Consider the following 25,751-nt stretch of genomic DNA (forward strand, 5'->3'; position numbering starts at 1 on the left):
GGATCTTGTTCTAGTTTCGCGCTTTCGGTTCCGGCCTTTCGGCCCGCTCCCCGGCGGCGCAGGAAGAACATTACCCGAAGGTGGACGGGGCTCCAAAACGAGTATCCCCACCGAGGAGCGAGGGGAGTTCCGCGAGGGACGCGATGCGGCGCGGGCCGACGGGCGGGTCGACGGTCGCGTACACGCCGCCCCGGTCGAGCCAGACCGACAGCAGCCCGGCGTCGGCGGCGCCCCGGCCGTCGATCTCCGGGTGGTCGCCGACGTAGGCGACCTGGTGCGGGGCGAGGGAGAGCGCCTCGCAGGCGGCCAGGAAGGCGCCGGGGTCGGGCTTGGAGACGCCCAGCTCGGCGGCGCACAGGATGGCCTCGAAGCGGTCGTGGACGCCGAGGACGCGCAGTTTGCGGTCCTGGACGGTGAGGCTGGAGTTGGAGAGCACGGCGTGCCGGTGACTGGCGGCGAGGGCGTCGAGGACGGGCAGGACGTCCGGGAAGAGGGCCCAGGCGGCCTCGTAGTGCGCCACATAGCGGTCGAACCAGTCGTCGGCCTCGGTGTCGGTCAGCTCCGGGCGGTCCAGGAAGACCCGGGTGCGGTCGCGCCGCTGGGTGACGAAGTCGACCTCGCCGGCCGCGAACCGGGCCCACTGGGCGTCGGTGACCGCCCGCCACTGGGTCAGGGCCTCCTCGGCGCTCCCGTACCGGTCGAGCAGTTGCTCGGCCACGAGGTGGGCGCGCATGCCCTCGCGGTCCGCGGAGGTGTAGTCGAAGAGGGTGTCGTCGACGTCCCAGACCACGGCTTCGATCGTCATGTTCCCGACGGTACCGGGGTACGGCGAGGGGCGGCAGACCGTGCCGGCACGGTCTGCCGCCCCTGTCAGGCGTACGGGCGTCAGGCGGCGAGCCGCGCCAGCGCCGCGTCGATCCTGGTCAGCGCCTTCTCCTTGCCCAGGACCTCCAGGGACTCGAAGAGCGGCAGGCCGACCGTGCGGCCGGTGACGGCGACGCGGACCGGCGCCTGGGCCTTGCCGAGCTTGAGGCCGTGGGCCTCGCCGGCGGCCAGGACGGCCTCCTTGAGGGACTCCGGGGAGCTCCAGTCCGCCGCGTCCAGCTTCTCGCGGGCGGTGCGCAGCAGGGCGTCGGAGCCCTCCTTCATCGCCTTGGTCCAGCTCGCCTCGTCGAAGACCGGCTCCGGCAGGAACAGGAAGTCGACGTTGTCGGTGATCTCGGAGAGGACCTTCAGGCGGGTCTGCGCGTGCGGGGCGATCGCCTGCCACTTGGTCTCGTCGAAGTCCTCCGGCGCCCAGGGGGCGAAGGGCGGCTTCAGCCACGGGCGGCAGCGCTCGGCGAAGTCCTTCGCCTCCAGCATGCGGATGTGGTCGCCGTTGATGGCCTCGCACTTCTTGAGGTCGAAGCGGGCCGGGTTGGGGTTGACGTCCGTGACGTCGAAGGCGGCGACCATCTCGTCGACGGTGAAGATGTCCTGGTCGGCGGAGAGGGACCAGCCGAGCAGGGAGAGGTAGTTGAGCAGGCCCTCGGGGAGGAAGCCGCGCTCGCGGTAGAGGTTCAGGGAGGACTGCGGGTCGCGCTTGGAGAGCTTCTTGTTGCCCTCGCCCATCACGTACGGGAGGTGGCCGAAGGCGGGGATCTCCTTGGCGACGCCCAGCTCGATCAGCGCCTTGTAGAGGGCGATCTGGCGGGGGGTGGAGGAGAGCAGGTCCTCGCCGCGCAGGACGTGGGTGATCTCCATCAGGGCGTCGTCGACCGGGTTGACCAGGGTGTACAGCGGGGCGCCGTTGGCGCGGACGATGCCGTAGTCCGGGACGTTCTCCGGCAGGTAGGTGATCTCGCCGCGGACCAGGTCGGTGAAGGTGATCGCCTCGTCGGGCATCCGGAAGCGGACGATCGGCGTGCGGCCCTGGGCCTCGTACTCCTCGACCCGCGCGGCGGTCAGCTCGCGGCAGTGGCCGTCGTAGCCGGAGGGCCTGCCGGCGGCGCGGGCGGCCTCGCGGCGGGTGTCCAGCTCCTCCTGGGAGCAGTAGCAGCGGTAGGCGTGGCCGGCGTCCAGGAGCTTCTGGGCGACGTCGCGGTAGATGTCCATGCGCTGCGACTGGCGGTACGGGGCGTGCGGGCCGCCGACCTCGGGACCCTCGTCCCAGTCGAAGCCGAGCCAGCGCATGGAGTCCAGGAGCTGGTGGTAGGACTCCTCGCTGTCGCGGGCCGCGTCGGTGTCCTCGATGCGGAAGACCAGCGTGCCCTGGTGGTGGCGCGCGAAGGCCCAGTTGAACAGGGCGGTGCGGACCAGGCCCACGTGGGGGTTACCGGTGGGCGAGGGACAGAAACGGACGCGTACGGGGGACGACGCTGCGCTAGCCACGCTTGACAACCTTGTTGGTGAGAGTGCCGATGCCTTCGATGGTGACGGCGACCTCGTCGCCGACGTTGAGGGGGCCGACCCCGGCCGGGGTGCCGGTGAGGATCACGTCGCCGGGGAGCAGGGTCATCGCCTCGGTGACGTTGACGACCAGGTCCTCGATGGAGTGGATCATCTCGCTGGTGCGGCCGAGCTGGCGCTGCTGCCCGTTGACGGTGAGCTGGATCGTCAGGTCGGCGGCGCGGGCGAGGTCGATGTCCGTCTCCACCCAGGGGCCGAGCGGGCAGGAGGTGTCGAAGCCCTTGGCGCGGGCCCACTGCTTCTCGCGGCGCTGGACGTCGCGGGCGGTGACGTCGTTGGCACAGGTGTAGCCGAGGATGACGTCGGCGACGCGCTCGCGCGGGACCTCGCGGCACATGCGGCCGATGACCACGGCCAGCTCGGCCTCGTGGTGCAGTTCCCGCGAGAAGGAGGGGTACTGGATGTCGTCGCCGGGGCCGGTGACCGAGGTGGACGGCTTGAAGAAGGCGAACGGGGCGTCGGGCACTTCGTTGCCCAGCTCCCGGGCGTGCTCGGCGTAGTTGCGGCCGAAGGCGACGACCTTGTTGGGGAGCACCGGCGGCAGCAGCCGGACCTTGCTCAGCGGGACCTTCGTGCCGGAGAGCTCGAAGTCCGCGAACGGGATGCCCTTGATGATGTCGAGGACGAGCTGGTCCGGCTGGTCGCCCTCGACCGCGCCGAAGGCGACGTTCCCGTCGATGGAGAACCTGGCGATGCGCACGGGTTGCTTGGCCCCTTGACTGATGCGGCTGGAGTCTGACGCTCCAGGCTAACGCGGCAAGGGGCGGGTGCCTCGCGCATCACCGCCGCTCGGGCCGGGTGTGCTACTCGGCCGGGGTGGCCGAGGCGGGAATCTCCATGAGGATGGTGCGCCGGGGGTTGGCGGTCTGGGTGGGGAGCTCGACGGCGTGCTCCGGCTGCTCCGGGGCCCGCAGTTCGCCGGCGTCCTTCAGGTGGACCAGCGTCGTGCGGCGCGGATTGGCGATCTTGTGGAACATCATCGTCGTCTTCACGGTGGTACGAGCCTCATGGGGTGCGGGCGCCGGGCCGGCCCGGAAGGGCCTCGCACGGGCGCGGGTTGTCGGATTTGCCTTCTCTGTAAAGCGCCAGGCTAAACACGCGATTCCCCACCGAAGAGGTGAAGGACTCATGGCGCCCGTGTGAGTTTGCTCACTCAGCAAGGGGCAAAGCGGTCAAAGCAGACCCCCACCCTCCCGGCAAGAAACGGACATTGCCTCCCTGAAGCGGCCATTCCGCTCCTGATCATGGCGACTGGGACACCCGCCGGGGACCGATGACTCGTGGCCATACGCCCGTTTTGCCGTCGACCACTCTCTACGTCCGGTGACCTGCCCCTCACGTGCTGTCACGCTGGTCGCGGGCTCTCCCACGGCCCTTGTTGGAGATCCGGCACTGTGCTGGAATTCCACGGACCGCCGCAGGATCGAGCCGGCACACGGGGGGCGCACCGAAGCGCCGAGTGGCGGCAAGAGGGGGAACCGGCGCCGGTTACTCACGACCATCAGGGGGCGCATTCAGGGCGCCCCCGAGACGCCGACACCGTGCCTCGCCGTTCACGCGGAGGGGCGCCTGGTCCAGAGGTTGCGACGCTAGTGCAGGGACGTTTCAAGAGGGATGGCAGCGCTTCGGCGGAGCCGCAGGCGCAGGGTGGGACTGGCCCCATGACAGGCAGCTCCTCTCCCCAGCACGCCCAGCACGCCCACAAGGGTGCCTCGGGCCCGGCCGCGTCCGGCCCCGGCGGCGAACGCTCCGGACGGGGCGGCCCCGCGGGGACCCCCGGCACGCCCGGTTCCTCCGGCACGCCCGGCGCGTCCGGTGCGCAGGGCCAGGCGTCGGCGGCGAAGCCCGCGAAGGGCCCGAGCGGCCCCGGCTCCCGCATAGCCCTGCGCAACTGGCGCATCTCCACCCGTCTGGTGTCCCTGCTGGCGCTCCCGGTCGTCGCGGCCACCTCGCTGGGTGCCCTGCGCATCAGCGACTCCATGGACAACATCCAGCAGCTCGACAACATGAAGCTGCTGACGGAGATGACCGCGCGGGCCACCGAGCTGGCCGCCGCGCTCCAGGAGGAGCGGGACAAGTCGGCGGGTCCGCTGGCGCACAACTCCTCTTCCAGCGCGTCCGCGGTGAAGGGCGACCGGGAGAAGACCGACCGGGCCCTGGCCAACTTCATCGACGGCTCCGAGGACATCGACGCCGCCAGCAAGGACGGCAACCTCCAGGGCGTGCGCGACACCGTCGTCGGTCTCGCCAGCGAGCTCAACGGCCTGAGCAAGATCCGCAACTCGGCCTACGAGGACCCGCGCAACTCGACGCAGACCGTCGACGCCTACCACCGCCTGATCACCCACCTCCTGGACCTCTCCCAGGACATGGCCGAGGCGACCAGCAACCCGGAGATGATCCAGCGCACCCGCGCGCTGTCGGCGTTCTCGTCCGCCAAGGAGTACGCCTCGGTGCAGCGGGCCGTCATCGCGGCGGCGCTGCCCGCGAGCAACACCGCGTCCGGCAGCCTCTCCGAGAACGACCGGCTGTACGCCGAGGCGGCCCTGGACAGCCAGGACTACGACCTGCGCAGCTTCGCCAGCATCTACGGCAGCGGCTCCACCGAACTCCTCCAGCCCATCGAGGAGGGCAACGCGACGATCGAGTCGGCGGACAAGTACGCCGGCCGGGTCCTCGCCAACCAGGGCGCCATCGAGGAGATGGAGAAGCAGTCCTACCAGGACTGGCTGGACAGCAGCTCCACCAAGATCCAGCAGATGTCGAACATCGAGCACACGCTGCTGGAGGACATGGAGCAGCAGGCGCGTGAGCTGCGCAGCGAGTCGGAGCGCGAGGCGATCCTCTCCGGCGCGCTGATCCTGATCGTGCTCGGTGTCTCGCTGGTCGGCGCGTTCGTCGTGGCCCGCTCCATGATCCGTTCGCTGCGCCGCCTGGAGGAGACCGCGACCAGGGTCGCCTCCGACCGGCTGCCCGAGCTGGTCAAGCAGCTCTCCGAGTCCGACCCGCAGGACGTCGACACCTCCGTGGAGTCGGTCGGCCTGCACTCCCGGGACGAGATCGGCAAGGTGGCCGCGGCCTTCGACGACGTGCACCGCGAGGCGGTCCGGCTCGCGGCCGAGCAGGCCCTGCTGCGGGGCAACGTCAACGCGATGTTCACCAACCTCTCGCGCCGCTCCCAGGGCCTCATCCAGCGTCAGCTGTCGCTCATCTCCGAACTGGAGTCCCGCGAGGCCGACCCGGACCAGCTGTCCTCGCTGTTCAAGCTCGACCACCTCGCGACGCGCATGCGCCGTAACGGTGAGAACCTCCTCGTCCTCGCCGGTGAGGAGCCGGGCCGCCGCTGGACCCGTCCGGTGCCGCTGGTCGACGTGCTCCGTGCCGCCGCCTCCGAGGTGGAGCAGTACGAGCGCATCGAGCTGGCCTCCGTGCCGACCACCGAGGTGGCCGGCCGGGTCGTCAACGACCTCGTGCACCTGCTCGCCGAGCTGCTGGAGAACGCGACGTCGTTCTCCTCCCCGCAGACCAAGGTCAAGGTCACCGGTCACGCGCTGCCCGACGGGCGGGTGCTGATCGAGATCCACGACACCGGCATCGGCCTCTCCCCCGAGGACCTCGCCGCGATCAACGAGCGGCTGGCCTCGCCGCCCACCGTGGACGTCTCCGTCTCCCGTCGCATGGGTCTGTTCGTGGTCGGCCGCCTGTCGCAGCGCCACGGCATCCGCATCCAGCTGCGCCCGTCCGACTCCGGTGGTACGACCGCGCTGGTCATGCTGCCCGTCGATGTCGCCCAGGGCGGCCGCAAGCCGCAGGGCAAGCCCGGTCAGCCCGGTACCGGCGGTCCCGCCGCCGCGCAGGCCGCGGCCGGCGCCGCGGCGGCCCGGCGGGCGGGCGGCGGCCAGGGCGGCGCGCTCGGCGCGGGTGCCCCGGGCGGTCCCCGGCTCGCGCCCGGTCAGGGGCCGCGCGCCGCACTGCCCGGCCGGGACGGCGGACAGCCGGGCGGCGCGCGCGGCCCGCAGTCCCCGGCGGCACCGCTGCCGTCGGCCCCGCAGTCGCCCCAGTCTCCGCAGAACCGTCCGGCTCCGGCGGGCGCGGGTGCCGGTCAGGCGCCGGGCGCCCCGCAGGGCCTGCAGGCCGCGGGTCTGAACGCGCCGCAGCCGCAGCAGGGCCAGGACGCCTTCGGCAACGCCGGGCCCGCCGCACCGCAGCGCGGCCGGCGCAAGGGCGGCAACCCCGGCGACCAGGGCGAGTCCGAGCGGGGCCGGCGTCCGCAGCTGCCGCCGCGCGGTGGCCCGCGGGCCGAGCTGCCCGGCGGCAACCCGCAGCCCCGCGTGCCCAGCTGGAGCGACGAGAACGCGCAGCCGTCCGTGGACCGCGCCGCGCTGGACGCCCCGCGCGGCCACGAGGAGCCGGACGTCGCCCGCACCGCCCCCGTCCCCCGGATCGACGACCGGCAGGGGCCGGCGGCGACCGCCGAGATGCCGGTGATCGGCCGCCCCGGCGAGCAGGACGGGCCCGCCGCCACGGCCGAGTTCGCCCGCCCGGACTTCGACGCGCCCGCACCGGGCACCGCCGACTCCCGGCACACCGGCCGGTACGCCGCGCCGGAACGGAACGCTCCGGCGCCCGCCGACCCGTTCGGCCGCCCCGGCGGTCACGGACCCCAGGGCGGCGGCCAGGACGGGACGCGGGACAACGGCCCGTTCGTCCGCTCCGACGTCTTCGGCACGCCCGCCGGACCGAACGGCGCGGGCGGCACGGCCGGCCAGGACCGGTTCGGCGCCCCGCAGGCGTACGAGGACGGCTCGGCCACGGGGCGGCACGGCCTCCCGGGCCACCAGGACCCGGCCGCCACCGGCCAGTTCGACCGCCAGGACCTCGACGGCACCGGCGGGTACGGCCGGCAGGACGCGTCGACGGCCGGCCGGTACGGCGGCCAGGACGCCTCCGCCACCGGCCAGTACGACCGGCAGCAGCCTCCGGCCGGGTCGTACGACCGCCAGGACCCGGCCGTCACCGGCCAGTTCGAGCGGCCGGACCCGGCCCGCGAGGACGCGTTCGGGGCGCAGGGCTTCGAGCCCCGCGACCCGGCCGCCACCGGCCGGTTCGACCGGCCGGACACGGCGCCCGGTGCCCCGTACGATCGCCAGGACGCGTACGACCGGCAGGACGCGTACGACCGCCAGGACCCGTACAGCCGGCAGGACCCGGCCCCCGCGGACCCGTACGCCCCGCAGGACCCGGCCGTCACCGGCCAGTTCGAGCGGCCGTCGGCGGGGCGCGGGGACGGCTTCGGCGGGACCCATCTGCAGCGTCCGCAGCGGCCCGTGCGGCAGGAGCCCGAGGCGCTGCCCCCGGCCACCGGCCCCGGCGACGGCCGTACGCCGCTGTTCGACACGCTGGAGACCAACTGGTTCCGCGGCGAACGGCGCGAGCGGCAGGCCGGCGGCGACGCGCCGCAGGCCCCCGAGCAGCAGCTCCCCGAGGCGGCGCAGCCCGCCGCACCCCAGCGTCCCGCCGCCTCTTCCTGGCGCAGCTCGCCCAACGACGAACTCGTCCGGCAGGCAGAGCGTGTCCGGCAGCCGGCCGCGGGCGGTATCACCACCTCCGGCCTGCCGCGCCGGGTGCCCCGTGCGAACCTCGTACCGGGCACGGCTCAGCAGCAGTCCCACCAGAGCGGTCCGCAGGTCTCGCGCGCCCCCGACGAGGTACGCGGCCGGCTGACCAATCTCCGTCGGGGTATCGCACAGGGCCGTCAGGCGGGAAGCGGCCAGACCGGCAACTTCCCGAGGCCCACTCACCAGCAGGAGCGTTAGTTGAGCCCGATGAGCCAGGCGGCACAGAACCTCAACTGGTTGATCACGAATTTCGTGGACAACACCCCCGGGGTGTCCCACACCGTCGTCGTGTCCGCCGACGGACTCCTTCTGGCGATGTCCGAAGGCTTCCCGCGCGACCGCGCCGACCAGCTCGCGGCCGTCGCCTCGGGGCTGACCTCGCTCACGGCCGGGGCGTCCCGGATCTTCGAGGGCGGCAACGTGGCGCAGACGGTCGTGGAGATGGAACGCGGGTTCCTCTTCCTCATGTCCGTCTCGGACGGCTCGTCCCTGGCCGTTCTGGCTCACCCGGAGTGCGACATCGGCCTCGTCGGCTACGAGATGGCGCTGCTCGTCGACCGCGCGGGCGCCGTACTCACCCCCGACCTGCGCGCCGAACTGCAAGGAAGTCTGCTCCACTGATCGGCCCCGGCACCACCCGTCTCACCGAATCACCGTCCGGCCGCCACAAACCCCCCACCGGCCACACCAGACGGCTTGACTTACCGACATGCCGCCCCGCCCGGAGGACCCATGACCCCGCCCACCGCCTCTCATGATCCGTACGCGGAACCGTACGAGGACGAGGGCGACCAGCCGCTGGTACGTCCTTACGCGATGACCGGCGGCCGGACCCGGCCCCGCTATCAGCTCGCCATCGAGGCGCTGATCAGCACCACGGCCGACCCGGCAGCGCTGATGGGGCTGCTCCCCGAGCACCAGCGCATCTGCCACCTGTGCCGCGAGGTGAAGTCGGTGGCCGAGGTGTCGGCCCTGCTCGCCATGCCGCTCGGGGTCGCCAGGATCCTGGTCGCCGACCTCGCGGAGGCGGGCCTGGTCGCCATCCACCAGCCGGGCGGCGACGAGAACAACGGCGGCGCGCCGGACGTGACACTGCTCGAAAGGGTGCTCAGTGGACTTCGCAAGCTCTGACGGGGGTCGGGCGACGACCTCCGCCAAGATCGTGGTGGCCGGCGGCTTCGGCGTGGGCAAGACCACGTTCGTCGGCGCCGTCTCGGAGATCAACCCGCTGCGCACCGAGGCCGTCATGACGTCCGCGTCGGCGGGCATCGACGACCTGACCCACACCGGGGACAAGACGACCACCACGGTCGCCATGGACTTCGGCCGCATCACCCTCGACCAGGACCTGATCCTGTACCTCTTCGGTACGCCCGGCCAGGACCGCTTCTGGTTCATGTGGGACGACCTGGTGCGCGGCGCCATCGGCGCGGTCGTGCTGGTCGACACGAGGAGGCTCGCCGACTGCTTCCCCGCCGTCGACTACTTCGAGAACAGCGGTCTCCCCTTCGTGATCGCCCTGAACGGCTTCGACGGACAGCAGCCGTACAACCCGGACGAGGTCCGCGAGGCGCTGCAGATCGGGCCCGACACCCCGATCATCACCACCGACGCCCGCCACCGGGCCGACGCCAAGAGCGCGCTGATCACGCTGGTCGAGCACGCGCTGATGGCCCGGCTGCGGTAACGATCAAGCAGACGCAAATCGACGACGGCACAGGGAAGTTGCCGTGGGCACCGGGAAGCCGGCTGTGTCCTTGGACACGGTCGGCTCCGGCGTTCATAACGTTTCGGCAGAGGAATCGGGTGGTACCGCCACGCGTCGCGCACATCTGGTGCCGCTGTGCGCACGGACGGCCCGCCATTTGACGCCCCTCGCTCCTTATGACCCTTTTATCTGCTGCTTACATCACATGTAATCCTCTCGTCACAGTGTTTGGAAGAGCGCTGGTCGCCGTGCTGGAATGCCAGAACTGCCCGGCGGTCAAAGACATACTCATCAGTAATACGTAGGTGATGAGTAGGTGACGTCCTGGGCTCTGAGACACTGCGGCACGACACAGGTGCCGACCGCCGAGAGGTTGTTGGTCGAGTGAGGCGAAGCAAGAACAGTCCCGAGCCGTCGGCCCGGGGCAACTTCACCCCGCCGCCGCGCACAGCGGCGCCCGCCCCTGTGCCCGGTCCGCAGTCCAAGGCCGCCCCCGCGCCGAGCGGCGGGCGTCTGTCGCCGCGCAACTGGCGGGTGCGCACGCGCCTCAACGCGATCCTGCTCATACCCGTGCTGGTCGGCCTCGTCATGGGCGGCTTCCAGGTGAAGGGCTCCCTGGACACCTGGCAGGACGCCGAGGACGCCGAGTCCACCGCCAAGCTGGTGCGGGCGTCCCTCACCTACGCCGACGCCCTCTACAACGAGCGGGACGTCTCCGCCGCCCCGCTGCTCCAGGGCAAGGACGACGACGAGAGCGTCCTCAAGGCACGGAAGGCCACCGACCGGGCCTCCGACGCCTTCGACGAGGCGGTCCGGAACATGCCCGCCAAGGACGGCCTGGAACGCCGGCTGCAGCAGTTCCGGGAGGTGGAACCCAACCTGCCGACGCTGCGCACCGCCGCCTACACCTCCGCGCTCAAGGGCGTGGAGACCGAGGAGGGGTACGTCCAGATCGCCCACCCGCTGATGTCGTTCGCCAACGAACTAGGGCTGGGCACCGGCAACATCACCTCCTACGGCCGGGCCGTCTACGCGATCGGCCTGACCAAGGCGTCCCTCTCGCTGGAACGCGCCATCGGCATGCACATGCTGACCAAGCCGGGTCCGGAGCCCAGCCACCTGGCCAGCCAGCGCGTCGCCCTCTCCTCGTACGCCTATCTGGAGGGCATAGCCGTCGAGGAGTACCTCGGCGGCGGCACCGAGGCGGACGCCAAGAAGCTGGAAGACGCCGAGGCGAAGATCAAGACGGACGGCGCGGCCCTGGCCAAGGAGGCCGCGGCCGAGGACCCCGACTACGTGGCACCGCCGTCCAACCCGACCACGATGGTCTCCGAGCTGGCCCAGCTCTCCTCCACCGACACCAGCGCCCGCGCCTCCCTGGCCCAGCAGGGCATCACGCCGGCCAACTGGTGGGCGGTCACCACCCTGAAGTTCGACGCCTACCGCGCGATCGAGTCGGACATGGCCGACAAGGCCGTGAGCGAGGCGTCCGCGATAGCCGACGAGGCCGCGCGCGACACCTACGTCACCGGCGCCGCCGTGGTCATCGCGCTGCTCGCCGCGTTCATCCTGGCCGGCATGGTCGCCCGCCAGATGAGCCGCAACATGCGGCAGCTGCGCAACGCCGCGTTCGGCGTCGCCGAGCAGCGGCTGCCGGGCCTGGTCGACCAGCTCTCCCGCACCGACCCCGGCCGGGTCGACACCCGGGTCAGCCCGATCCCGATCACCACCACCGACGAGATCGGCGAGGTCGCCCGCGCCTTCGACCAGGTGCACCGCGAGGCGGTCCGGCTCGCCTCCGAGCAGGCCCTGCTGCGGGGCAACATCAACGCGATCTTCACCAACCTCTCGCGCCGCAACCAGTCGCTGATCGAGGGCCAGCTGACCCTGATCACCGACCTGGAGAACAACGAGGCCGACCCGGACCAGCTGGAGAGCCTCTTCCGCCTGGACCACCTGGCCACCCGCATGCGCCGCAACGGCGAGAACCTGCTGGTCCTCGCCGGCGAGGAGCCCGGCCGCCGCTGGGACCAGCCGGTCCCGCTGGTCGACGTGCTGCGCGCCGCCTCCTCCGAGGTGGAGCAGTACGAGCGCATCGAGCTGTCCGGCGTACCGGAGGCCGAGATCCACGGCCGCGCCGTCACCGACCTCGTCCACCTGCTCGCCGAACTGCTGGAGAACGCCACCACGTTCTCCTCCCCGCAGACCAAGGTCCGCGTCACCGCGACCCGGCTGCCCGACGGCCGCGTGATGGTCGAGATCCACGACAAGGGCATCGGCCTGACCGCCGAGGACTTCGCGGACATCAACCACAAGCTGGCCAACCCGCCCACCGTGGACGCCGCGATCTCGCAGCGCATGGGCCTGTTCGTGGTCGGCCGGCTCGCCGACCGGCACGGCATCCGGGTCCAGCTGCGCCCCTCCGGCGAGCAGGCCGGCACCACCTCTCTGGTCATGCTCCCGGACGCCATCACGCACGGCGGCGGCGGCGAGAGCCCGGTGCGGCGCGACGACTTCACCGTCTCGCAGATCATCCCCGAGCAGCAGTTCCAGGGCGGCGAGAACTTCGGCGGGCAGCAGCAGCCCCTGCGCACCGCCGCGGAGCTGGGCTTCGACGACAGCCGGTACGCGGAGGTCCCCGACGACATCCGCGAGCTGGACCCGGTCGGCCGCTCCCTGATGCGCGAGGAGCGCCGCGCCGCGCTGGAGTCCCAGTCCCCGCCCGGCACGGAGGACCCGGCCGCCGACGGCCGCGCGGCCCCGTACCAGGACCCGTTCGCCGGCCCGTCCGGCTACGACCAGGGCTACGGCCAGGGTTACGACCAGCAGGCGCCGTACCCCGGTCAGGAGCAGGCCGCGTACGAGGCACCCGGTCAGCAGGCGTACGACGGGCAGTACTACGCGCCCGACGGCGGCCTGCCGCAGGGCGACGCCTACTCCCCCGACGGCGACGGCGGCTACCAGCAGAACGGGTACACCGGGGCCGGGCTGCCGGAGCGTCCCGTGCCGGGCGGCGGGGTCCAGGACGACTGGCCTCGGCAGGACGGCTACCAGAACGGCTACCCGGCCCAGTACCCTGCGGACACGGCGGCGGCCCAGTCCGCCCAGGCCGCTGACGCGGGCGAATCCGAGCGCGTAGGCTTCGAGCGTCCGGGACCGGCCCCGTCCGCCGTCCACGACCTGACCGACGCCGGGCTCCCGCGCCGCGGTGCCGCCGGGGGCGGTGCGCACCGCGCGGCCGCGGAGCCGTCGGGGTCCGCCCCGGAGGGCAACGGCGCGGACGGTGCCGAGGGCTCCTGGCGGTCGGCCAACGACGAGCGCTGGCAGCAGGCTTCCCAGCTGAAGAAGCCGAAGGCGGGCGGAGTGACCCCCTCCGGTCTGCCCCGGCGGGTACCCAAGGCCAACCTGGTCGAGGGCGCCGCCGAGACCACCCCCCAGGGAGGCCCCCAGGTCTCCCGTGCCCCGGAGGATGTCCGGGGCCGGCTGAGCAACCTGCGCCGCGGTGTCGAACGAGGCCGCAGCGCGGGCAGTGAAACGAACAACGGCCAGGCCACTGGGTCTCACCGCAGTGGTCCTGACAGCACCTACGACCAGGAGCGTTAGTGTGAGCCCGATGAGCCAGGCGGCACAGAACCTGAACTGGTTGATCACCAACTTCGTGGACAACACCCCGGGGGTGTCCCACACGGTGGTGGTCTCCGCCGACGGACTCCTTCTGGCGATGTCCGAAGGTTTCCCGCGCGACCGCGCCGACCAGCTCGCGGCCGTCGCCTCCGGTCTGACCTCGCTGACCGCGGGTGCCTCGCGCATCTTCGAGGGCGGCCATGTGAACCAGACGGTTGTGGAGATGGAGCGGGGATTCCTCTTCATCATGTCCATCTCCGACGGTTCCTCCCTCGCGGTTCTCGCACACCCGGAAGCGGACATCGGTCTCATTGGGTACGAGATGGCCCTTCTCGTCGACCGAGCCGGTACGGTCCTGACGCCGGACCTGCGCGCCGAGCTTCAGGGGAGCCTTCTCAACTAACGGGCAGACGGTGCGTTTTGGCGTCCCGTGGCCGTAAGGTTTCGGGACGCGGCTCCACAGTGATGGGTGCCAGGCACAGTCGGAGGAGGAGAAAGTGGCAACACCCCCAGGCAGTCCGTCTTCGGGCAACTGGTCGTACGGCCCCGCACAGGGCCACGGCGACGGTGCGTACCCGTACGGCTTCCCCTCCGCGCCCAGCCACCAGCAGCCGTACGCGCCGCAGGGCCCCGGCCCTTCGCCGTACGACCAGCCGCAGGCCCCGCGCATCCAGCCCGTGCAGCCGCAGCGCCGCGCCCCTGAGCCCGCGCCCGCCGGGGCGTCGAACAACCCCCTGGTGCGTCCGTACGCCATGACCGGCGGCCGGACCCGCCCGCGGTACCAGCTCGCCATCGAGGCGCTGGTGCACACCACCGCGCAGCCGCACCAGATGCAGGGCCAGTTGCCCGAGCATCAGCGGATCTGCCAGCTCTGCCGGGAGATCAAGTCGGTGGCCGAGATCTCGGCCCTGCTGACCATCCCTCTCGGCGTGGCCAGGATTCTCGTCGCCGACTTGGCGGAGGCGGGCCTGGTCGCCATCCATCAGCCCGGCGGCGACGACAACGCCGGCGGCCAGCCAGACGTGACACTGCTCGAAAGGGTGCTCAGTGGACTTCGCAAGCTCTAGCGGAGGGCCTTCCCGCTCCACCACGTCCGCGAAGATCGTGGTGGCCGGCGGTTTCGGCGTGGGTAAGACCACGTTCGTCGGCGCCGTCTCGGAGATCAACCCGCTGCGCACCGAGGCCGTGATGACATCCGCGTCGGCGGGCATCGACGACCTCACCCACACCGGCGACAAGACGACCACCACGGTCGCCATGGACTTCGGCCGCATCACCCTCGACCAGGACCTGATCCTGTACCTCTTCGGTACGCCCGGCCAGGACCGCTTCTGGTTCATGTGGGACGACCTGGTGCGCGGCGCCATCGGCGCGATCGTGCTGGTCGACACGCGCCGTCTGGCGGACTGCTTCCCGGCGGTCGACTACTTCGAGAACAGCGGCCTCCCCTTCGTGATCGCCCTGAACGGCTTCGACGGACAGCAGCCGTACAACCCGGACGAGGTCCGCGAGGCGCTGCAGATCGGGCCCGACACCCCGATCATCACCACCGACGCCCGCCACCGGGCCGACGCCAAGAGCGCGCTGATCACGCTGGTCGAGCACGCGCTGATGGCCCGGCTGCGGTAACGATCGGCACGAATCGGTTGCGGCCCCCGTTCCTCCTGTGGGAGGGATGGGGGCCGTACGTCGTCGCACCGGGGGGTGGAGATGAGCGCAGAGGCGGCCGCGCTGCGGCTGGGGACGACCGTGGCGAGCACGGCGGCGCGGATATGGCTCGGGGGGAAGGCGCGTGAGCAGGAACGTCACCTGACGATCGAGGAACTGGCCCGGGTGCGGGTGCCCGGAGTGAAGTTCTCACGGTCGGTGAAACGGCAGTTCGAGCAGATCGCCGACGCGGTGTTCGACCGGCTGGAGCCGTACCTGGAGCACGAGTTCAAGGGGCTGGAGGAGTCCGGGCGCCGGGCGGTGATCGACGCGGTCTGCGACACGTTCGCGGCGGCCGACCTCTCGGACGAGGCACTGCTGGCGGCCGACGCCCAGCCGGCCGAGCTGATCCGGCGGATCACCGGGGCGGTGCGCGCCCCGGTGGGGCTCGGCGAGGCGGAGGGCAGCCTGTACGAGCGGCTCTTCACCGAGTGCGTGGAGTACTACGTCCGGATCGTGCGCAGTCTGCCGGTCTTCGAGGAACGCGCGGCGGCCGAGCTGCTGGTGCGGACCTCCACGCTGGGCGGCGAGGTGGCCCGCATCCTCGAACGGCTCCCGGACCGTACCCTGTTCGCTCCCGACGGCACGGACCAGGACACCGCGTTCCGGCGCCGGTACCTGGAGCTGGTCAGCGAGAGCCTCGATGAGGTCGAGCTGTTCCGCCGCGCCTCCGACCGCGCGGCGGCGCAGGTCAGGCTGTCGGTGGCGTACGTCAGCCTGCGGGCCACCGGGGACGACAGCGCGTGGCGGCGCACCGCCCGCTCGCTGCCCCGGCTGCGGGCCGACATGAGCGACTGGGAAGAAGCGCCGGGCGGCGACGCCTCCGGCATGCGGGTGGAGGCCGCGCTGCGGGGCTCCGCCCGTGTCCTGCTGCGCGGCGAGGCCGGCTCCGGCAAGACGACCCTGCTGCGCTGGCTGGCCGTCACAGCGGCCCGCGGCGCCTTCACCGGGGAACTGGCGGAGTGGAACGGGCTCACCCCGGTCGTCGTCAAGCTGCGCGAGTACAGCGGCCGCCCGCTGCCCGCGCCGGAGGCGATGCTCGACGGGGTGGCGGCGCCGCTCACCGGCATCATGCCCAGGGGCTGGGTGGAACGGCAGCTCGACAGCGGCCGGGCGCTGCTGCTGATCGACGGGGTGGACGAGCTGCTCGACCGGGAGCGCCGGGCGGTACGGGACTGGCTGCGCCGGCTGCTGTCGGCGTATCCCGGCGTACGGGTCGTCGTCACCTCCCGGCCCGCCGCGGCCGGCGCGGACTGGCTGCGGCGCGAGGACTTCACCGCGCTGCACCTGGACCGGATGACCCCGCCGGACCTGGCGGCCTTCGTACGCCAGTGGCACCAGGCGGTGCGGGAACTGGGCGAGGAGCTGCCCTGCCCGGTGGAGGACCTTCCGCAGTACGAGCAGTCACTGCTGGCGAGCCTGAAGGACCGGGCGCATCTGCAGTCGCTGGCGGGGACTCCGCTGCTGGCGGCGATGGTCTGCGCGATGCACCTCAACCGGGGGCGGCATCTTCCGCGCGACCGGATGGAGCTGTACCGCAGCGCGCTGCACACCCTGGTCCACGACCGGGACGCGGACCGGAACGTGCCGAGCGCGATGGACAGCCCGCTGAGCCTCGGCGACAAGCTGATCCTCCTGCGCGATCTGGCCTGGCGGCTGTCGGACAACAACCGCAGCGAGATCGCCCTGGAGCAGGCGGCGGTGCACGTCGGGGCGAAGCTCAGGGCGATGCGGCACCTGGACCCGCTGGACGGGGAGCACGTGCTGCGGCAGTTGCGGGACCGCGCGGGAGTGCTGCGCTCCCCCGCGCAGGGACGCCTGGACTTCGTACACCGCACCTTCCAGGAGTACCTGGCGGCGGCGGAGGCCGCCGAGGAGGACCGGATGGGCAACCTGGTCGGGCGGGCCCACCTGGACCTGTGGCGGGAGACGGTCATCATGGCGGCCGGCCACGCCAACGCCCGCCAGCGGGAGGAACTGCTCGGCGGCATCCTGGACCGGGCGGACTCCGAGCCCCGCAACGCGCGGACGCTGCGGCTGGTGGCGGCGGCGTGCCAGGAGACGCTGCCGGAGGTACCCGAGAAGCTGGCCGCGCGCCTGGACGCGGCGGTGACCACCCTGCTGCCCGCTCGCCGACCGACCGACCCGGCCGCGCTGGCGGCGGTGGGACCGAGTCTGCTGCGGTGGCTGCCGCGGTCGGGGGCGGGGCTGACGGAGGCGGCGGCGGCGTACACCGTGCAGACGGCCGCCTTGATCGGCGGCGAGGACGCGCTGGAGGTGCTGGAGGGGTACACGGGGGACGAGAGGGACCGTGTGGTCGAGGCGCTCATCGACGCGTGGGGCTACTTCGACGCCGCCGCGTACGCCGACCGGGTGCTGTCACGGCTGCGGCTCGACGGCCACACCGTCAAGCTCACCCATTCCGCCCAGTGGCACGTCGTCACCGGACTGACATCGGTGACCGAGCTGAGCGTCATGTACCCCTTCACCCGATTCGTGGCTGTGGGTGACATGCCGTCCCTGATCAACTTGCAGCTCTACCAGTTGCGCGGCGAGGTCGACCTGCGGGTGCTGCGGCGGCTGCCCGGACTCAAGTACCTGGCGCTGGACGGCGACATGACGATGCACCACCTCGACGTGTTCACCGAGCTGGAGCACTTGAAGCTGCTGCACCTCGGCTTGCGGGGGATGCCCTCCCTCGACGGAGTGCGCCTCGGGCACGGCCTCGGGAGTCTCATCCTGTGGGGCCTCGACGAGACCGCGGACCTCGCCTTTCTCGCCGGCTGCCCCCACCTGACGCGCCTCCTGGTGGTGGCAGACAAGATCTGCCTGCCCGCGCACCTGAGCGCGGCGACGTCACTGCCCGGCCTGGACCTGTCCCTCCACGGCGTCGACATCGCCGCCTGGCTGTCGTCCCCCGACTTCACGCCGCCGAAGGTCAAGCAGCTCAAGCTGTACGACTGCCTGCTGCCCGACGACCTCGACGCCCTGGACTTCCCGGGCGTCGAGGTCACCGTCTTCTGAGGTCTACCGCCAGCTGTGCGGGGCCCGGAAGCCCGGCTCCCGCTCCAGGCGGCGCCAGCCCGCGCGGACGCTGCCGCCTCGGGACGGGGCGACCTCGGCCGGGCGGGACGCCGCGCGGGCCATCAGGACGGCCGTGATGGCGGCGACTTCCTCGGGCCCGGCGTGGCCCTTCTCGACACGGATGTCAGGCATGGACATACGACAGACTCCTCGGGGTCACTGCGGGGGGTTGCCGTGCTTGCGGGAGGGCAGGTCGGCGTGCTTGGTCTGGAGCATGGCCAGGGAGCTGACGAGCACCTCGCGGGTCTCGGCCGGGTCGATCACGTCGTCGACCAGGCCGCGTTCGGCCGCGTAGTAGGGGTGCATCAGCTCGGTCTTGTACTCCTTGACCATCTTCTGGCGCATCGCCTCGGGGTCCTCCGCCGCGGCGATCTGCCGCCGGAAGATGACGCCCGCGGCGCCCTCCGCGCCCATCACGGCGATCTCGTTGGTCGGCCAGGCGTAGGTCAGGTCGGCACCGATGGACTGGCTGTCCATGACGATGTACGCACCTCCGTACGCCTTGCGCAGGATCAGGGAGATCCGCGGCACGGTGGCGTTGCAGTACGCGTAGAGCAGCTTCGCTCCGTGCCGGATGATCCCGCCGTGCTCCTGGTCGACACCCGGAAGGAACCCGGGGACGTCCAGGAAGGTGACGATCGGGATATTGAAAGCGTCACACATCTGGACGAAACGCGCAGCTTTTTCGCTGGCCTCGATGTCCAGGACGCCCGCCAGCACCTGGGGCTGGTTGGCGACGATGCCGACGACCTGGCCGTCGAGGCGGGCCAGCGCGCAGATGATGTTGCGGGCCCAGCGCTCGTGGACCTCCAGGTAGTCGCCGTCGTCGACGATCTCCTCGATGACCTTGGCCATGTCGTACGGGCGGTTGCCGTCGGCCGGCACCAGGTCGAGGAGGACGTCGGAGCGCCGGTCGACGGGGTCCGCGGACTCGGTGCGCGGCGGGTTCTCCCGGTTGTTCTGCGGCAGCAGCGACAGCAGGTAGCGGACCTCGGCGAGGCAGGTCTCCTCGTCGTCGTACGCGAAGTGGCAGACGCCCGACGTCTCGGCGTGCACGTCCGCGCCGCCCAGACCGTTCTGGGTGATCTCCTCGCCCGTCACCGCCTTGACCACGTCCGGGCCGGTGATGAACATCTGCGAGGTCTCGCGGACCATGAAGACGAAGTCGGTCAGGGCGGGGCTGTAGGCCGCGCCGCCCGCGCACGGGCCCAGCATCACCGAGATCTGCGGGATGACCCCGCTCGCCTTGGTGTTGCGCTGGAAGATGCCGCCGTAGCCGGCGAGGGCGCTGACGCCCTCCTGGATACGGGCGCCCGCGCCGTCGTTCAGGGAGACCAGCGGCGCTCCGGCCGCGATGGCCATGTCCATGATCTTGTGGATCTTGGTGGCGTGCGCCTCGCCGAGCGCCCCGCCGAAGATCCGGAAGTCGTGCGCGTAGACGAAGACCGTACGGCCCTCGACCGTCCCCCAGCCGGTGATCACACCGTCGGTGTGCGGCTTCTTGGCCTCCAGGCCGAACCCGGTCGCCCGGTGCCGGCGCAACTGCTCGACCTCCCGGAAGGACCCCGGGTCCAGCAGCAGTTCGATCCGCTCCCGCGCGGTCAGCTTGCCCTTGGCGTGCTGCGCCGCCGTGGCCTTCTCGCTCGGCCCGGCCAGCGCCCGCGCACGGATCTCGTGCAGCTCGGCGACCCGCCCGCGCGCGTCCGTCGGCTCACCCGGCGCCTCATCCAAAACGGTCATGTAGTGACCTTACGAAGCCGACCAAGGAAAGCACGCCGTCGACTCCGTACAGTCTCCGGCGGGTTTTCCTGGTACACCTGAACAGAACCATTACGGCGGGCAGCCGTTTCGACTGCTCAGAGGGCCGGACCGTTGTAGAGGTCACACAAACGCGTCAGCTGAGAGACACCTCACATCGATGGGTGGCGCATACCGTCCCCGGAGTGACGCGCAGGCGCAGCCGGCGGCCGGTGGACAGGATCTCGACCGTCTCGTCGGCCCGGACCGGCACGCCCACCGGGTGGTCCCAGGTGATCTCCAGCGGTTCGCCCGTACGGGGTGGTTCGCTGAGGTGGAGCGTGGCGGTACGGCCCCGGCCGCGGACCAGGACGCTCGCCCCGGCGGTCGCGGTGAGCGGCCCCACGGTACCCGCCCGCCAGAAGGTGGCCGCCGTCAGCCCCAGCGCGGGGACGGACACCGCCTGACGGTCCGGGTCGTTGGCGAGGACCGACAACCAGTGCCGGTCGGCGGCACGCCCCACGACCGCTTCCCTCCCGGCCCCCGGGAACAGGACATAGGCGTACGCCGCGCCGGCCGGGTCGGTGCCGTGGTCCAGCCAGAGGGTCTGCCAGCGCCGGGTGCGGCGCTCGGTGGCGCCGGCGCTGTTGATGTCGGCCCAGGCGCCGGTGCGGTCCTCGCGCAGGGTGCGCAGTTCGCCGCCGTCCAGGACGACCCAGCCGCCGTGGCCGGCGAGGTGCGCCCAGTCCCGGCCGCGCGTGAAGGCGGCGGTACCGGCCTCACCCAGGTTCCGGTTGTCGACGACCGTCTCGACCGGCACCCCGTCCGCGCAGCTGATCCCGGCCCCGAGACACACCACGGCGTCGTCGGTGAAGAACCAGGACTTCCGCGCTTCCAGCGTCGACTCCAGCCCTTTCAGGTGCTGCCCGGCCACCGCGTACTCCCCGTCCGTCGTCCCGCCCACCCACCGCACGTCGGGCCGGGGCTTGCCCCACTCGCCGCCCGCCCGGTCGGCGAGGCGCCGGGTGGAGACGGTCGTACCGGGCAGGCGGTACCAGTCGACGGTGGGCCAGTACCAGTCGGTGTACTGGTCCCCCTGCCGCCCGGCCGGCCACCAGGAGAGCCATCCGGCGCCGGTGTGCCAGCCGCGCGGGTTCTCGCCGTTGCCGCACTCGTAGTGGGCGATGCGGTCGCTGGCCATGGACAGGGCGGCGGTGAAGCCGGGACGCCGGTGGACGGCGCGGTCCATGGCCGCGAACAGCCGGTGCCCCACGGGCTCGGGCGCCGCCGCCCCGGGCGCGTCGGCGATGGCCCGCAGCCGCGCCAGATCCGCGACGCCGAACTGCGGGGCCGTCAGCACCGGCGACACGGCATCCCGTTCGATCCACCCCTTGATCCGCGCGTGCCAGCGCTCCCGCTCCGCCGCGCTCGCCCCGCCCGCCAGGACGGCCATCGCGGCGATGAGCCGCTGCCCGCGACAGTGGTCCCCCCGCAGCACGCCCCCGCCGCCCCCGGACAGCCCACGGCTGATGGCCCGCCCGCTGACACAGTCCATGACCAGCCCGTCGAGGATCAGCGGCGCGAAGGCGTGCTCGACGCTGTCGAGGATGTTCTGCCGCGCCGGATCCCGCACCTCCCACTCCGACCCGGCCAGCAGCGTGAACAGCCTGCCGAGCCCGTCGAGCAGGACCTGCCCGTACGTCCCCGAGTACGCGACCCAGGTGTGCTGTACGAACGACCCGTCGGCGTGGAACCCGTCGCCCCGCGTGACGTACGGGAAGACCGGGGAGAGGGCGTCGCGGGCGAGGGCGATCTTCTCCGGGGCGCGGCCGAGGACACCGCGCAGGGCGACCGAGCGGCACAGGTCGACGCGGTTGGCGCCGGTGGAGGTGCCCGCGTACTCCCCGAGCGCCGTGTCCGGGACGAAGTGGTCCACGGCCGCGCAGGCGGCGCCGATCCGCTCGGCGCCGAGGTGTCCGTGGAGAGCGGCCACGATGTCCGTGAGGAGCCGGGGACTGCCGATCTGCCAGTCCCACCAGTTGCCGTAGGGAGCGGTGGCGGTGTTGTAGACGGTGGCGGAGAGGTGGTCGAGGCCGCGCAGGACCCCGGCGAGGAGTGCGGGGTCGCCCGTCGAGCCGGTGCCCCGCTGGACGTACGCCTGGGTCATCGTCCACAGGCGGCCGTAGCCGGCGGTGACGCCGGAGGACGGGGGGAAGGGGAGGTCCGGCCACAGGGACGTGGGCGTCGGCGCCATGGCCGCCCGGTGCGCGCGGGCGGCCTCGCCGGTCCGGGCGAGGCGGGAGGCGTACGGCTCGGCGGCGGGGTCGTAGCCGGTGCCGAGGGAGAGGTCGAGCCAGCGCCGGCGGAGGGTGTCGTAGGGGTCCTCACCGGCGCGGGCGCGGGTGGCGGGCGCCGGAGCGAGGGCGGCGGCGAGGACGGCCGCGAGCAGGACGGTGCGGCGGGGGGTGCCGGACAACGACGTCATGCCCATGCCGTCTACCACGTCGGCGCCGGCCGGGGAAGAACACGCCCGCGCCTGTCAGCCGAAACGGTGCAGCAGTCGGCGGTACAGGCCGGGCACCAGCCCGCGCACCCGCCCCGGGACGGCGAGCCAGCCCGGCACGTGCACGTCGTCACGCCCGTCCCGCACCGCGTCCCAGACCGCGCCGGCCACCCGCGCGGGCGCGGTGGGCCGGGGCCAGGGCCGCTGGTACGGCGTACCGCGCCGCTCGAAGAACGGTGTGTCCACCGGCCCCGGCACGACATGCGTCACGCCCACCCCCGTGCCCCGCAGTTCCTGCCGCAGCGCCTCCGCGAACGCGGCGACGCCCGCCTTGCTCGCGGAGTACACCGCCTCCTGCCGTACGCCGACACTCCCGGCGACCGAGCCGACCAGCACCACCCGCCCCCGGCCCGCCGCCAGCATGGCGGGCAGCACCTCGTGGACGAGCCGCAGCGTGGCGCCGAGGTTGACGGCCAGCACCTGGCCGATGGCGGCCGGAGGCATGGCGGTGAACGGCCCCGCCCATCCGATCCCCGCGCCCGCGACCAGCACGTCGATCCGCCCGGCCGCCGCCAGCGCCGACTCGGCCAGCAGCCGCGGCCCGTCCGCGGCGGTGAGGTCGGCGGGGAGGGCGAGCCCGGACGTGGCAGCGGCGGTCTCGTCGAGCCGCTCCCGGTCCCGCCCGCTGAGCAGCAGCCGCCAGCCGCCGGCGGCGAACCGGCGGGCCGTGGCGGCACCGATGCCGGACGAGGCGCCGGTGACGAGCGCGACAGGACGGTCCCGCCCGGCGTCACGGCCACCGCGCGGGGACACCTCCTCGAACGCGTCCGCGATTTCCTTGTCGACGGCCTTGCGGAGGGACGGCGGTCCTGACTGGGTCACGGGATGCCTCCCGGGCGATGTCTGGGCTTCCCGCCACCATCACACCGACCGGCGCCCCCCGGCACGCCGAGTCCGCCCATAGGGGCCCGCCGGTGCGCCAGGCGGCCTACCGGACCCTCAGGACGGTGGCGGCACGGCGCGGCGAGGGAATACGTTCCCACCATTTCCGCGACCCTCGCGGATGCTGTTGAACGCTGTCCTGAACAGGTCTACGGTCGTCACCGCACCACACTCGTTGAAGTTTAAAGAACCAGCGTCAAGAGCCAGAGGAGATCACCATGAGCACGTCCGCGCACCCCGACCTCGCCGCCCTCACCGGTGACTACACACTGGACCCGGCCCACACCACGATCGGCTTCGTGGCCCGCCACGCGATGGTCACCAACGTCAAGGGCCAGTTCCGCGAGTTCAGCGGGACGCTGCACCTGGACGGCTCCGACCCCGCCCAGTCCACCGCCACCCTCGACGTGACGATGGAGAGCATCGACACCGGCAACGCCGACCGCGACGGCCACCTCAAGAGCGCGGACTTCTTCAAGACCGACGAGTACCCGACGATGACCTTCCGCTCCACGTCGGCGGAGTCCCTCGGCGGCGACGACTACCGCGTCACCGGCGACCTGACGATCCTCGGCACCACCAAGCCGCTCACCATCGACCTGGAGTACAACGGCACCGCGAAGGACCCGTTCGGCAACGACCGGGTCGGCTTCGAGGGCAAGGCCGAGATCAAGCGCTCGGAGTGGGGCCTGACCTGGAACGCGGCACTGGAGACCGGCGGTGTCCTGGTCTCCGACAAGATCAAGCTGGTCTTCGACATCTCGGCGATCAGGAACGCCTGACGCCACCGCCGAGCAGCTCCCGGGCCTGTTCGCGGGCGACCGCGAACGAGTCCGGGACCACCCCCATCCCGTGCGCGACGAGCGCCCCCTCGTGCAGCAGCATCAGCACCCGACCCATCCCCTCCCCCGCGAGCCGCGTGAACAGCTCCAGCATCCACGCCTTCTGCGCCGCGATGACCGGATACGCCGGATGGGCCGGGTCACTGATCTCGGCGTGGGCGTTGACCATGGCGCACCCTTTCGCGCCGTACTCCGCCGACCAGTCACGCGAGGCGTCGAACACGGCCAGCACCCGCGCCGCGCCCTCCTCCCCCTCCAGACGCCCGGCGAGGAACGCCCGCCACCGCTCGTCCCGCCCGGCGAGATACTCCACGACGACCTGCTCCTTCGACCCGAACCGGTCATAGAGCGTCTTCTTGGTCACCCCCGCCTCGGCCGCGATCAGATCCACCCCCACCGCATGGATGCCGTGCGCGTAGAACAGCCGCTCGGCCGCTTCGAGGACGCGCCGCGCGGCCGGCGTCATCCGCACGCGCCCCGTTTCCTGTCCCATGCCCCCAAGTATACCGACCTGTATAGTGGGCACTCCGACAGTAAACCGATCTGTCTACCAACGGTGACCCCCATGAAAGCGCTCCTCCCGATCGCCTTCGTCCTGTGCTGGAGCTCCGGTTTCATCGGGGCCAAGCTCGGCTCGGACACCGCGTCCGCGACAACCCTCCTGCTGTGGCGGTTCCTGCCCCTGGCCGTCGCCCTGCTCGCCACGCTCCCCCGGACGGCGTGGCGCGACCTGACCCCCCGGACCATCGCCCGCCAGACCCTGATCGGCGCCCTCTCCCAGACCGGCTACCTCCTCAGCGTCTACTACGCCATCCAGCTCGGCGTCTCCAGCGGCACCACCGCCCTCATCGACGGCGTCCAGCCCCTCGTCGCCGGCGCGCTCGCCGGCCCGCTCCTGCGGCAGTACGTCTCCCGGCGCCAGTGGCTCGGCCTGTGGCTGGGCCTGGCCGGCGTCACGGTGGTCACCCTGGCGGACGCCGGGGCGGCGGACGCGGCCTGGTGGGCGTACCTCGTCCCGTTCCTCGGCATGCTGTCCCTGGTCGCGGCGACGTTCCTGGAGGGCCGCTCCCGCACCCGGGTCGCCCCCCGCACGTCCCTGACCCTCCACTGCACGACCAGCGCGGCCCTCTTCGCCGCCCTGGCCCTGGCCACCGGCACCGCGACCCCGCCCGCCACCTCGTCCTTCTGGCTGGCGACCGCCTGGCTCGTGGTCCTGCCGACCTTCGGCGGCTACGGGCTGTACTGGCTGATCCTGCGCCGCTCCGGGGTCACCCAGGTCAACACCCTGATGTTCCTCATGGCCCCGGTCACGGCCGTCTGGGGCGCCCTGATGTTCGACGAGCACTTCAGCACGACAACCGCCCTCGGCCTGGCCATCGGCCTCGCGGCCGTCGTCATCGTGCGCCGAGGAAAGCCGTCCGGAACTCCGCCCACACGGTCTTCCCCGGCCTCCGCTCCCCCGTCCCCCACTTGCCGGCGAGCACACTGACACCAGAATCGGTACCTGGCAGGATCTTCTTGGCGAGCAGGGCCGCTCA

General features: G+C 72.1%; 20 protein-coding genes. 11 read left to right on the top strand and 9 right to left on the bottom strand.

What is annotated here, in order from left to right; translation table 11 throughout:
- Positions 1–70: 70 nt before the first annotated feature.
- From ACZ3IG_RS22640 to ACZ3IG_RS22655, 4 genes are all read right to left on the bottom strand, one after another.
- Positions 71–805 (bottom strand): HAD family hydrolase, encoded by a 735-nt coding sequence (locus ACZ3IG_RS22640; protein ID WP_467434250.1) that lies wholly within the window; start codon positions 803–805, stop codon positions 71–73.
- Positions 806–885: 80 nt separating this feature from the next.
- Complete coding sequence (gltX, locus tag ACZ3IG_RS22645; RefSeq protein WP_467434252.1) at positions 886–2,370, bottom strand: glutamate--tRNA ligase; 1,485 nt, start codon at positions 2,368–2,370, stop codon at positions 886–888.
- On the bottom strand, positions 2,363–3,148 hold the full coding sequence (locus ACZ3IG_RS22650; protein WP_467434253.1) for a fumarylacetoacetate hydrolase family protein: 786 nt from the start codon (positions 3,146–3,148) through the stop codon (positions 2,363–2,365). The genes gltX and ACZ3IG_RS22650 overlap by 8 nt, the downstream gene beginning before the upstream one ends.
- Before the next feature lie 103 nt (positions 3,149–3,251).
- Entirely contained in the window at positions 3,252–3,440 is a 189-nt protein-coding gene (locus ACZ3IG_RS22655) for a hypothetical protein (RefSeq protein WP_309032541.1), read from the bottom strand.
- A gap of 600 nt (positions 3,441–4,040) precedes the next feature.
- On the opposite strand from ACZ3IG_RS22655, the gene ACZ3IG_RS22660 reads away from it, so the two are divergent.
- The 9 genes from ACZ3IG_RS22660 to ACZ3IG_RS22700 all read left to right on the top strand — a co-directional run bounded on the left by ACZ3IG_RS22660 (position 4,041) and on the right by ACZ3IG_RS22700 (position 18,129).
- Positions 4,041–8,264, top strand: coding sequence for a sensor histidine kinase (locus ACZ3IG_RS22660; RefSeq protein WP_467434255.1), 4,224 nt, complete (start codon positions 4,041–4,043; stop codon positions 8,262–8,264).
- Between the two features lie 9 nt (positions 8,265–8,273).
- Entirely contained in the window at positions 8,274–8,687 is a 414-nt protein-coding gene (locus ACZ3IG_RS22665) for a roadblock/LC7 domain-containing protein (RefSeq protein ID WP_003973453.1), read from the top strand.
- Between the two features lie 111 nt (positions 8,688–8,798).
- Positions 8,799–9,197: a DUF742 domain-containing protein gene (locus ACZ3IG_RS22670; protein WP_003973454.1), complete on the top strand. Its 399-nt coding sequence runs from the start codon at positions 8,799–8,801 to the stop codon at positions 9,195–9,197.
- The gene (locus ACZ3IG_RS22675; RefSeq protein WP_137308836.1) at positions 9,178–9,753 is read left to right on the top strand and encodes a GTP-binding protein; all 576 of its coding nucleotides are present in this window, start codon (positions 9,178–9,180) and stop codon (positions 9,751–9,753) included. The genes ACZ3IG_RS22670 and ACZ3IG_RS22675 overlap by 20 nt, the downstream gene beginning before the upstream one ends.
- A 405-nt stretch (positions 9,754–10,158) precedes the next feature.
- Positions 10,159–13,377 (top strand): sensor histidine kinase, encoded by a 3,219-nt coding sequence (locus tag ACZ3IG_RS22680; RefSeq protein WP_467434256.1) that lies wholly within the window; start codon positions 10,159–10,161, stop codon positions 13,375–13,377.
- 10 nt (positions 13,378–13,387) lie between these two features.
- The gene (locus tag ACZ3IG_RS22685) at positions 13,388–13,801 is read left to right on the top strand and encodes a roadblock/LC7 domain-containing protein (RefSeq protein WP_189419756.1); all 414 of its coding nucleotides are present in this window, start codon (positions 13,388–13,390) and stop codon (positions 13,799–13,801) included.
- Between the two features lie 94 nt (positions 13,802–13,895).
- Positions 13,896–14,465, top strand: a complete 570-nt coding sequence (locus ACZ3IG_RS22690; RefSeq protein WP_467434257.1) for a DUF742 domain-containing protein — start codon at positions 13,896–13,898, stop codon at positions 14,463–14,465.
- On the top strand, positions 14,446–15,027 hold the full coding sequence (locus ACZ3IG_RS22695) for a GTP-binding protein (RefSeq protein WP_009314218.1): 582 nt from the start codon (positions 14,446–14,448) through the stop codon (positions 15,025–15,027). The genes ACZ3IG_RS22690 and ACZ3IG_RS22695 overlap by 20 nt, the downstream gene beginning before the upstream one ends.
- Positions 15,028–15,108: 81 nt before the next feature.
- A complete protein-coding gene (locus ACZ3IG_RS22700) occupies positions 15,109–18,129 on the top strand; it encodes an NACHT domain-containing protein (RefSeq protein ID WP_467434258.1) in 3,021 nt (1,006 codons plus the stop codon).
- Positions 18,130–18,132: 3 nt separating this feature from the next.
- On the opposite strand, the gene ACZ3IG_RS22705 is transcribed toward ACZ3IG_RS22700, so the two are convergent.
- The 4 genes from ACZ3IG_RS22705 to ACZ3IG_RS22720 all read right to left on the bottom strand — a co-directional run bounded on the left by ACZ3IG_RS22705 (position 18,133) and on the right by ACZ3IG_RS22720 (position 23,242).
- Positions 18,133–18,327, bottom strand: a complete 195-nt coding sequence (locus ACZ3IG_RS22705) for an acyl-CoA carboxylase subunit epsilon (protein ID WP_215169998.1) — start codon at positions 18,325–18,327, stop codon at positions 18,133–18,135.
- An 18-nt stretch (positions 18,328–18,345) separates the two neighbouring features.
- Positions 18,346–19,929, bottom strand: a complete 1,584-nt coding sequence (locus ACZ3IG_RS22710; protein WP_403543916.1) for an acyl-CoA carboxylase subunit beta — start codon at positions 19,927–19,929, stop codon at positions 18,346–18,348.
- Between the two features lie 154 nt (positions 19,930–20,083).
- The gene (locus ACZ3IG_RS22715; RefSeq protein ID WP_467434260.1) at positions 20,084–22,417 is read right to left on the bottom strand and encodes a polysaccharide lyase 8 family protein; all 2,334 of its coding nucleotides are present in this window, start codon (positions 22,415–22,417) and stop codon (positions 20,084–20,086) included.
- Between the two features lie 48 nt (positions 22,418–22,465).
- Positions 22,466–23,242 (bottom strand): SDR family NAD(P)-dependent oxidoreductase, encoded by a 777-nt coding sequence (locus ACZ3IG_RS22720; RefSeq protein WP_467434373.1) that lies wholly within the window; start codon positions 23,240–23,242, stop codon positions 22,466–22,468.
- 347 nt (positions 23,243–23,589) lie between these two features.
- On the opposite strand from ACZ3IG_RS22720, the gene ACZ3IG_RS22725 reads away from it, so the two are divergent.
- Positions 23,590–24,153, top strand: a complete 564-nt coding sequence (locus ACZ3IG_RS22725; protein WP_467434261.1) for a YceI family protein — start codon at positions 23,590–23,592, stop codon at positions 24,151–24,153.
- Here the strand turns inward: ACZ3IG_RS22725 and ACZ3IG_RS22730 are convergent.
- Positions 24,140–24,706 carry a TetR/AcrR family transcriptional regulator gene (locus ACZ3IG_RS22730; protein WP_467434263.1) on the bottom strand — a complete coding sequence of 189 codons (567 nt, stop codon included), beginning with the start codon at positions 24,704–24,706 and terminating at the stop codon, positions 24,140–24,142. The two genes, ACZ3IG_RS22725 and ACZ3IG_RS22730, sit on opposite strands and share 14 nt — an antisense overlap.
- Positions 24,707–24,778: 72 nt before the next feature.
- Here ACZ3IG_RS22730 and ACZ3IG_RS22735 point away from each other — a divergent pair, with 72 nt between their 5' ends.
- Complete coding sequence (locus tag ACZ3IG_RS22735; RefSeq protein WP_467434264.1) at positions 24,779–25,702, top strand: DMT family transporter; 924 nt, start codon at positions 24,779–24,781, stop codon at positions 25,700–25,702.
- Positions 25,703–25,751 lie beyond the last annotated feature (49 nt).

The sequence above is a fragment of the Streptomyces sp. NPDC016677 genome (assembly GCF_055562815.1).